The sequence below is a fragment of the Pseudomonas sp. xss_4 genome, assembly GCF_043104125.1.
GTDB lineage: Bacteria > Pseudomonadota > Gammaproteobacteria > Pseudomonadales > Pseudomonadaceae > Aquipseudomonas > Aquipseudomonas parafulva_B.
Genome location: NZ_JBICKJ010000021.1, coordinates 93,101 through 101,004, shown reverse-complemented (window position 1 = coordinate 101,004; position 7,904 = coordinate 93,101). Strand labels below are relative to the sequence as shown.

The 7,904-nt window shown below is 63.3% G+C and carries 6 protein-coding genes; all 6 read right to left on the bottom strand.

Features of this window, described 5'->3' with window-relative positions; all coding sequences use genetic code 11:
- Positions 1–74: 74 nt before the first annotated feature.
- The 6 genes from cysG to ACF8GB_RS04565 all read right to left on the bottom strand — a co-directional run bounded on the left by cysG (position 75) and on the right by ACF8GB_RS04565 (position 7,735).
- Positions 75–1,466 carry a siroheme synthase CysG gene (gene cysG / locus ACF8GB_RS04590; RefSeq protein ID WP_028686533.1) on the bottom strand — a complete coding sequence of 464 codons (1,392 nt, stop codon included), beginning with the start codon at positions 1,464–1,466 and terminating at the stop codon, positions 75–77.
- Positions 1,467–2,747, bottom strand: coding sequence for a serine--tRNA ligase (gene serS / locus ACF8GB_RS04585; protein WP_197843838.1), 1,281 nt, complete (start codon positions 2,745–2,747; stop codon positions 1,467–1,469).
- A 29-nt stretch (positions 2,748–2,776) separates the two neighbouring features.
- On the bottom strand, positions 2,777–3,151 hold the full coding sequence (gene crcB / locus ACF8GB_RS04580) for a fluoride efflux transporter CrcB (protein WP_197843839.1): 375 nt from the start codon (positions 3,149–3,151) through the stop codon (positions 2,777–2,779).
- A complete protein-coding gene (locus tag ACF8GB_RS04575; protein ID WP_392526633.1) occupies positions 3,148–4,473 on the bottom strand; it encodes a replication-associated recombination protein A in 1,326 nt (441 codons plus the stop codon). Before ACF8GB_RS04575 ends, crcB begins: the two co-directional genes overlap by 4 nt.
- Positions 4,474–4,485: 12 nt before the next feature.
- Positions 4,486–5,109 carry an outer membrane lipoprotein chaperone LolA gene (gene lolA / locus ACF8GB_RS04570; RefSeq protein ID WP_392526632.1) on the bottom strand — a complete coding sequence of 208 codons (624 nt, stop codon included), beginning with the start codon at positions 5,107–5,109 and terminating at the stop codon, positions 4,486–4,488.
- Between the two features lie 61 nt (positions 5,110–5,170).
- The gene (locus ACF8GB_RS04565; RefSeq protein WP_392526631.1) at positions 5,171–7,735 is read right to left on the bottom strand and encodes a DNA translocase FtsK; all 2,565 of its coding nucleotides are present in this window, start codon (positions 7,733–7,735) and stop codon (positions 5,171–5,173) included.
- Positions 7,736–7,904 lie beyond the last annotated feature (169 nt).

The following is a 7,904-nucleotide window of genomic DNA, read 5'->3' as shown; positions in this document are numbered from 1 at the left end:
TGCATTAGATCTGCAGGCTTGAGGGTCATGAGGGACAACTGCCTTACTCACCCCCTCAAAGCGTCCGCAGACTGTCAGCCGTGCTGTGCCCCCTCGAACCACGCCAGCTTCTCGCGCAGTTGCACCACCTCGCCCACGATCACCAAGGTAGGCGCATGCACTTCATGGCGTGCAACCAGCGCAGGCAAATCGGCCAAGGTGCCGGTGAACACACGCTGGTTGCGCGTTGTGCCTTGTTGGATCAACGCGGCCGGGGTACTCGCTGCCCGCCCGTGGCGGATGAGTTCTTCGCAGATGGTCGGCAAGCCGACCAGGCCCATGTAGAACACCAGCGTCTGGGCAGGCGCGACCAAGTCGTCCCAAGGCAGGTTGCTGCTACCGTCCTTCAAGTGCCCGGTGACAAAGCGCACCGACTGGGCGTGATCGCGGTGGGTCAGCGGGATGCCGCCGTAAGCGGCACAACCGCTGGCAGCGGTGATGCCCGGCACCACCTGGAACGGGATGTTGTGCTCGGCCAGCTCCTCGATCTCCTCGCCGCCACGGCCGAAGATGAACGGGTCACCGCCCTTCAGACGCAGCACGCGCTTGCCTTGCTGGGCAAGGTCCACCAATAGCCGGTTGATCTGATCCTGGGGAACGGCGTGCTCTGCACGACGCTTGCCGACATAGATGCGCTCGGCATCCCGACGGCACATGTCGATGATCGCAGGCGCCACCAGGCGGTCGTAAAGCACCACATCGGCCTGCTGCATCAACCGCAGCGCGCGAAACGTCAGCAGGTCCGGGTCTCCCGGGCCAGCACCGACCAGGTAGACTTCGCCGCCCTGCTGCACCGGCGCGCCATCGACCATCGCCTGCAGCAACCGCTCGGCCTCTGCGCCCTGCCCGGCCAGTTGGCGTTCGGCAATCGGCCCCTGGAAGACGGTTTCCCAGAAACCCCGGCGCTGGTTTACATCCGGGTACAACGACTTGACCGTGTGCCGGAAACGCGCCGCCAACCCGGCCAACTCACCGTAGGCAGCAGGGATCCAGGCTTCGAGCTTGGCCCGGATCAAGCGTGCCAGGACCGGTGCATCGCCCCCGCTGGACACCGCGATCACCAAAGGCGAGCGGTCGACGATGGCCGGAAAGATGACCGTGCACAAAGCCGGCGCATCGACCACGTTGACCGGCAGGCTCAAGGCCTGGGCATCGGCCGATACCTGGGCATTGAGCCCAGGATCGTCCGTGGCGGCGATCACCAGCCGGCAACCTGTAAGGTCACCCGGCTGGTAACCGCGCACCAGCACCTGGCCACCGCCTTCACGCGCCATGCTGGCCAGCTGGCCATCGATTTCTGGCGCCACCACACGCAGCGCGGCGCCAGCATCGGCCAGCAGACGCGCCTTGCGCAACGCGATCTCGCCACCACCAACCACCAGCACCAAGGCGCCCTGCAGTTTGTGGAACAGCGGCAGGTAGTCCATTTAGCGGATCACCTCAACGCCACCCATATAGGGCTTGAGCACTTCGGGCACCCGGATCGAGCCGTCGGCCTGCTGGTAGTTTTCCAGCACCGCGACCAACGTGCGGCCCACGGCCAAACCGGAACCGTTGAGGGTGTGCACCAGTTCCGGCTTGCCGGTCTCCGGGTTGCGCCAGCGCGCTTGCATGCGGCGGGCCTGGAAGTCGCCGCAATTGGAGCACGAGCTGATCTCGCGGTATTTGTCCTGGCTGGGCACCCACACTTCCAGGTCAAAGGTCTTGACAGCGCTAAAGCCCATGTCACCGGTGCACAGTGCCAACACGCGGTACGGCAACTCGAGCAGCTGCAGCACACGCTCGGCATTGGCCGTCAGGCCTTCGAGCGCTTCCATCGACTTGCCGGGCTCCACCACCTGCACCATCTCGACCTTGTCGAACTGGTGCTGGCGGATCATGCCGCGCGTGTCTCGGCCCGAAGCACCGGCTTCACTGCGAAAGCACGGCGTGTGCGCCACGAACTTGAGCGGCAGTTGCTTGGCGTCGAGAATTTCCCCAGCCACCAGGTTGGTCAGGGACACCTCGGCGGTCGGGATCAGGTAGAAGTCCGCCTCGCCTTCGCGGGTGATCTTGAACAGGTCTTCCTCGAACTTGGGCAACTGGCCAGTGCCCTGGAGGGCTGGCGCCTGCACCAGGTACGGGGTGTAGTGCTCTTCGTAGCCATGCTCACCGGTGTGCAGGTTGATCATGAACTGCGCCAGTGCGCGGTGCAGGCGTGCGATTGGGCCGCGCAGTACGGCAAAACGCGCGCCAGACAGCTTGGCCGCCGCTTCGAAGTCCAGGCCGCCGCTGAGTTCGCCCAGGGCGACGTGGTCCTTGATCTTGAAATCGAACGACTTGGGCGTGCCCCAGCGACGCACTTCGACGTTCTCGTCTTCGCTGGCACCGACCGGCACACTGGGATCGGGCAGGTTGGGAATGGTCAGCACGATGCTGTCCAGTTCTGCCTGGATACCGTCCAGCTCGGCTTTGCCGGCGGCCAGCTCATCGGCCATGCGCTCCACATCAGCCATCAGCGGGGCAATGTCCTCGCCCTTGGCCTTGGCCTGGCCGATGGATTTGGAACGGGCATTACGCTCGGCCTGCAGTTGCTCGGTACGGGTCTGCACCGCCTTGCGACGCTCTTCCAGTGATTCGATGCGCGCGACATCCAGGCTGAAGCCACGGGAGGCCAGGCGATCCGCCACTTCCTGAAGTTGGCCGCGTAACAGTTTGGAATCGAGCATATCGTTCTCTCGTTATGTGTAGGTGTTGGTCAGAATCGAGTGAGGGACAATCCCGCCCAGGTCGCGAGCAGCCCGCCCACGACACTGATGGCCGAATAGCCCAACGCCAGAGGCACCTGCCCGCTTTCCAGCAAGCGTACGGTGTCCAGCGAAAAAGAGGAAAACGTGGTCAGGCCGCCTAGAAACCCCACGATCAAACCAGCCCGCAACTCGGCCGGGACCATGGGTTTGTGCAGAAACAGGCCATACAGCAGGCCGATCAACAGGCAGCCCAACAGGTTGACGGCAAGCGTACCCACATAGAAGTGCCGAGGCCAGTGGGCGACCACCCAATTGCCTGCGGCAAAGCGCAACAGAGTACCGGCGATACCGCCGGCACTGACGGCGGCGATCAGCGTGATCATGGCTTTCTCCGCTGTCGCGGGCTACAGCGATCAAGATCGGCCAAGTGCCGGAGTTTTTCGCCAATCTTGAGCTCGAGCCCGCGCGGCACGGGTTGGTAATACTGGCGTGGCTCCAGCGCTTCGGGAAAGTAGTCTTCACCGGCCGCGTAGGCATCCGGTTCGTCGTGGGCATAGCGATACTCATCGCCGTAACCCAGCTGTTTCATGAGTTTGGTTGGCGCATTGCGCAGGTGCAGCGGCACCTCCAGCGAACCATGCTCGGCCGCCTCGCGCAGGGCGGTCTTGAAACCGACGTAAACGGCGTTGCTCTTCGGGGCGCAGGCAATGTAGGTGATGGCCTGTGCCACTGCCAGCTCACCTTCAGGGCTGCCCAGCCGCTCCTGCACGTCCCAGGCAGCCAGGCACAGGCTCAGGGCGCGGGGGTCGGCGTTACCGATGTCTTCGCTGGCCATGCGCACCACCCGGCGCGCAATGTAGAGGGGGTCGCAGCCGCCATCGAGCATGCGCGCAAACCAGTAGAGCGCCGCGTCAGGGTCCGAACCCCGTACGGATTTATGCAACGCCGATATCTGGTCATAGAATGCTTCCCCGCCCTTGTCGAACCGGCGACGACTGTCTCCCAGCAGGCTTTGCAGCAGATCGACGTCGATCTCACTGCCGTCCTCGGCCAGGTCAGCAGCATTTTCCAGGAGGTTGAGCATGCGCCTTCCGTCACCATCGGCGGCAGCCCTGAGCATGTCGAAGGCCTTGTCGCCAACGCGCAAGTGACGTTTGCCTAGCCCCCGCTCCTCGGTGAGGGCGCGGTCTACAAGCTTGCGCAGCGCAGGCTCGTCCAGGCTCTTGAGCACGTAGACACGCGCCCGTGACAACAGCGCGTTGTTCAGTTCGAAGGACGGGTTTTCGGTGGTAGCCCCGATGAACAGCAAGGTGCCGTCTTCCACGAAAGGCAGGAAGGCATCCTGCTGAGACTTGTTGAAACGGTGCACTTCGTCGACGAACAGGATGGTACGACGCCCGTACTGGCCGGCCTGCTGCTTGGCCACTTCCACCGCCTGGCGGATTTCCTTCACGCCCGCCAGTACCGCCGACACCGTTTCGAAATGCGCATCGCAAAATTGCGCCAGCAGCCGCGCCAGGGTCGTCTTGCCAACCCCCGGCGGGCCCCAGAAGATCAAGGAGTGCAGCGCACCCTGCTCCAGTGCTTCACGCAGCGGTTTACCGCGGGCAAGCAGGTGCTCCTGGCCGACATACTCGTCCAGGTTGGACGGGCGCAGACGGGCGGCCAGGGGCTGGGCGACAGGTTCGCTTCGAAACAGGTCCATGACAGGCTCTGGTTACTCCTTGATGACGTCTGCACCTTTGGGGATGTCGAACTTGAAGGTACTGTCCGCCACCGCCTGATTGGCCTTGACGCCATTGAACAGGATGTTGGTACGCTGGCCAACGCTGTCGATCAGCTGCATGTCATTGATCAGCCCCTTGCGGAACGATACACGTAGCGAGTCGAACAGGGTGTCCTTGGTCTTGGGCTTGAGGGTAAAGTCCATCACATCGCCCTGCTGACGGGAGACGATATCGAAGCTCTGGCTGATCTTCGACACATCACCGGAAAGCAGCAGCGCCGGCGTCTGGTTCAGGCGCACGTCGAGTTTCTTGACGGTAGCCTGCTCGAGGTCCGGGTCCCACAGGGTGACGTTCTTGCCGTCCGATACCACCACCTGCTCCTGGGGCGCATTGGTGTGCCAGTAGAACAGGCCTGGGCGCTTGACCGTCATCTTGCCGGACGTTTCCTGCAGGCTGGTGCCGCCTGCATCCAGGGTCAGCTGGGAGAAATTGGCTTCGATGGTCTGCGACTTTTCCAGCAACTGGGTCAGGCGCTGGACATCCTGCTCGCCGGCGAACGCCGAGACCGGGCCCAGGGCAAGGGCCGAAACCAACAGCGTGCGAATAGCGCGCATGGGAATCCTCATTGAGCGTTGAATGGGCCGAGCACCACCGTTGGCGCCCGGCAGGGTGATATCAATCGCGTGGGCCGCCTGGAGCAATCACTTCCCGCGAGCCGTTGCTGTTCATCGGAGTGACCACGCCGGCCATCTCCATGGCTTCGATCATGCGGGCCGCCCGGTTGTAGCCGATCTTGAGCTTGCGCTGCACGGCGGAAATGGACGCGCGGCGGCTCTCGAGCACGAACTGTACAGCTTCGTCGTACAGGGCATCGCTTTCGGAATCGTCGCCATCACCACCGCCACTGCCACCTTCGAAGCCGCTGCCGGCTTCTTCAACACCGTTGAGGATGTCGTCGTTGTAGTCAGGGGCACCGCGCTGCTTCCACGCCTCGACCACACGGTGCACTTCATCATCGGACACGAATGCGCCGTGGACACGGATCGGCAGGCTGGTGCCAGGCGGCATGTACAGCATGTCACCGTGGCCCAGCAGCTGCTCGGCACCGCCCTGGTCGATGATGGTACGCGAGTCGATCTTGCTCGACACCTGGAACGCCATGCGCGTCGGGATGTTGGCCTTGATCAGGCCGGTGATCACATCCACCGACGGTCGCTGGGTCGCCAGGATCAAGTGGATACCGGCAGCCCGCGCTTTCTGCGCGATGCGCGCGATCAGTTCCTCGACCTTCTTGCCGACGATCATCATCATGTCAGCGAATTCGTCCACCACCACCACGATGGTCGGCAGCGTCTTCAAGGCAGGCGGTTCATCCTCCATGCTTTCGCGGCGATACAGCGGGTCGTGGATGATTTCGCCGGCTTCCTGGGCATCCTTGACCTTGCGGTTGAAGCCCGCCAGGTTGCGCACGCCCATGGCGGCCATCAGTTTGTAGCGCCGCTCCATTTCCGCCACGCTCCAGCGCAGGGCATTGGCCGCGTCCTTCATGTCGGTGACCACGGGGCACAACAAGTGCGGAATGCCTTCGTAGATCGACAATTCGAGCATTTTCGGGTCGATCATGATCAGCCGTGCATCTTCGGGGCTGGATTTGAACAGGATCGACAGGATCATCGCGTTCACGCCCACCGACTTACCCGAGCCGGTCGTACCCGCCACCAGCAAGTGCGGCATCTTCGCAAGGTCGGTGATGACCGGCTTGCCGCCGATATCGTGGCCCAGGGCCAGGGTGACCGGCGACTTCTGGTCGTCGTACTGCGGGGTGGCAAGTACTTCTGAGAAACGCACCATCTGGCGATTTTCGTTGGGAATCTCGATACCCACAGTGGTCTTGCCCGGGATCACCTCGACCACCCGCACACTGGTCACGGCGAGCGACCGCGCCAGGTCCTTGGCAAGGTTGGCGATGCGGCTCACCTTCACCCCGGCGGCCGGTTGGATTTCGTACCGGGTAATCACAGGCCCTGGATGAATGGAGTCCACCGCTACCTCGACACCAAACTCCTTGAGCTTGATTTCCAGCAGTTGGCCTACACCAGCCAAGGACTCGGGGGAGTACTCGATCTTTTTCTGTTCAGCCGGGTCCAGGATGGAAATCGGCGGCAAGGTGCCTTCCACTGCGCTGTCGATGAATTGCGGCGCCGGGGTTTCTCTGGCGATGCGCTTGACTCGCTCGGGCGCCTTGGCAGCCGAGGGTGGCACGATGTTGGAGATCAGGGCCGGTGCGGCCGCTGGCGCGGGCGCCGAAGGCCGGGCCGGTGCCGGTTCGCGTGTGATCACAGGTTCGCGCTGCACCACCCCTTGCTCACGCGCAACCGGGTCACGCATCGTCACAGGCTCACCGCCCAGGGTCGGTTCGCGCGGCTCGGGCTGAGCAGGCGCAGGCTCGCGCTTGAACAAGCGTTCGCGCAGTGCAGGCTTGGCCGGCTCACGGGGTTCGGGCGCCACAGGCTTGGCCTTGATGACGGGCTCGTCCTCGCGCAGCTGCGCTTCCAGGCGCTTGCGTTCGTTACGCGCCTCCCACCAGCGCGAGGCCGCGCCCTGCACCAGTTCCAGCAGATCCAGCGTGATCTTGCCGGTCATGTCCATCACCTTGAACCACGACAGGTCGGTGAACACCGTCAGCCCGAACAGGAACAGGGCGATGAACATCAGGGTGCTGCCCTGCACGTTCAGGAAGTTGCGAGCCAGGTCGCCCAGGCTTTCGCCCAGGGCGCCGCCGGCTGAGAACGGGATGCTTGCCGGAGGATGGAAGTGGATATGGGCCAGCGCGGCCCCGGACAACACCAGGAATATCAGGCCTATCAACCGCCAGGAGAACAACCAGCCGCTCCAGTCCCAGGGCTGATGGCGCTGGCGGAAAATCTGCCAGGTCTTGATCGCCAGCAGCAACGGGAAGATGTAGGCGAAGTAGCCCAGCACCATGAACAGGATATCGGCGAAATAGGCGCCGGCTCGCCCGGCGGCATTCTGCACCTGGTCGACGGTGGCGGTGTGGCTGAAGGCCGGGTCCGAGGTGTCGTAGGTCAGCAGCGCCATCCACAGGTACAGGCACAGGGCGCCGACAGCGATCAGCGCACCTTCCTTGAGGCGGTAGTGCAGCTGCTGCCGCCACAGGGGTACGGGCAAGGGAGCTGGGGTTGCGGTGGATTTCTTCAAAACGCGTCTATTCCTGCGCATGGTGCGCGTCCAATAGTGATCGGCCAGGGCCGAAGCCAACGGATCACTACTTTTAACATTACTGCCCGCCAGCCGCCATGGCGGCACGCCGTCTGGGGATCTGGCCGGGGGCGACTTTCCAATAGCTGCAATTTGAGCACGCATTGTCTTCTGTGACAAAGGCTTATGC

Excerpts from the sequence above, each read along its gene's own strand:
- cysG (WP_028686533.1), bottom strand. The coding sequence starts at position 1,466 with ATGGACTACCTGCCGCTGTTCCACAAACTGCAGGGCGCCTTGGTGCTG.
- serS (WP_197843838.1), bottom strand. The coding sequence starts at position 2,747 with ATGCTCGATTCCAAACTGTTACGCGGCCAACTTCAGGAAGTGGCGGAT.
- crcB (WP_197843839.1), bottom strand. The coding sequence starts at position 3,151 with ATGATCACGCTGATCGCCGCCGTCAGTGCCGGCGGTATCGCCGGTACT.
- ACF8GB_RS04575 (WP_392526633.1), bottom strand. The coding sequence starts at position 4,473 with ATGGACCTGTTTCGAAGCGAACCTGTCGCCCAGCCCCTGGCCGCCCGT.
- lolA (WP_392526632.1), bottom strand. The coding sequence starts at position 5,109 with ATGCGCGCTATTCGCACGCTGTTGGTTTCGGCCCTTGCCCTGGGCCCG.
- ACF8GB_RS04565 (WP_392526631.1), bottom strand. The coding sequence starts at position 7,735 with ATGCGCAGGAATAGACGCGTTTTGAAGAAATCCACCGCAACCCCAGCT.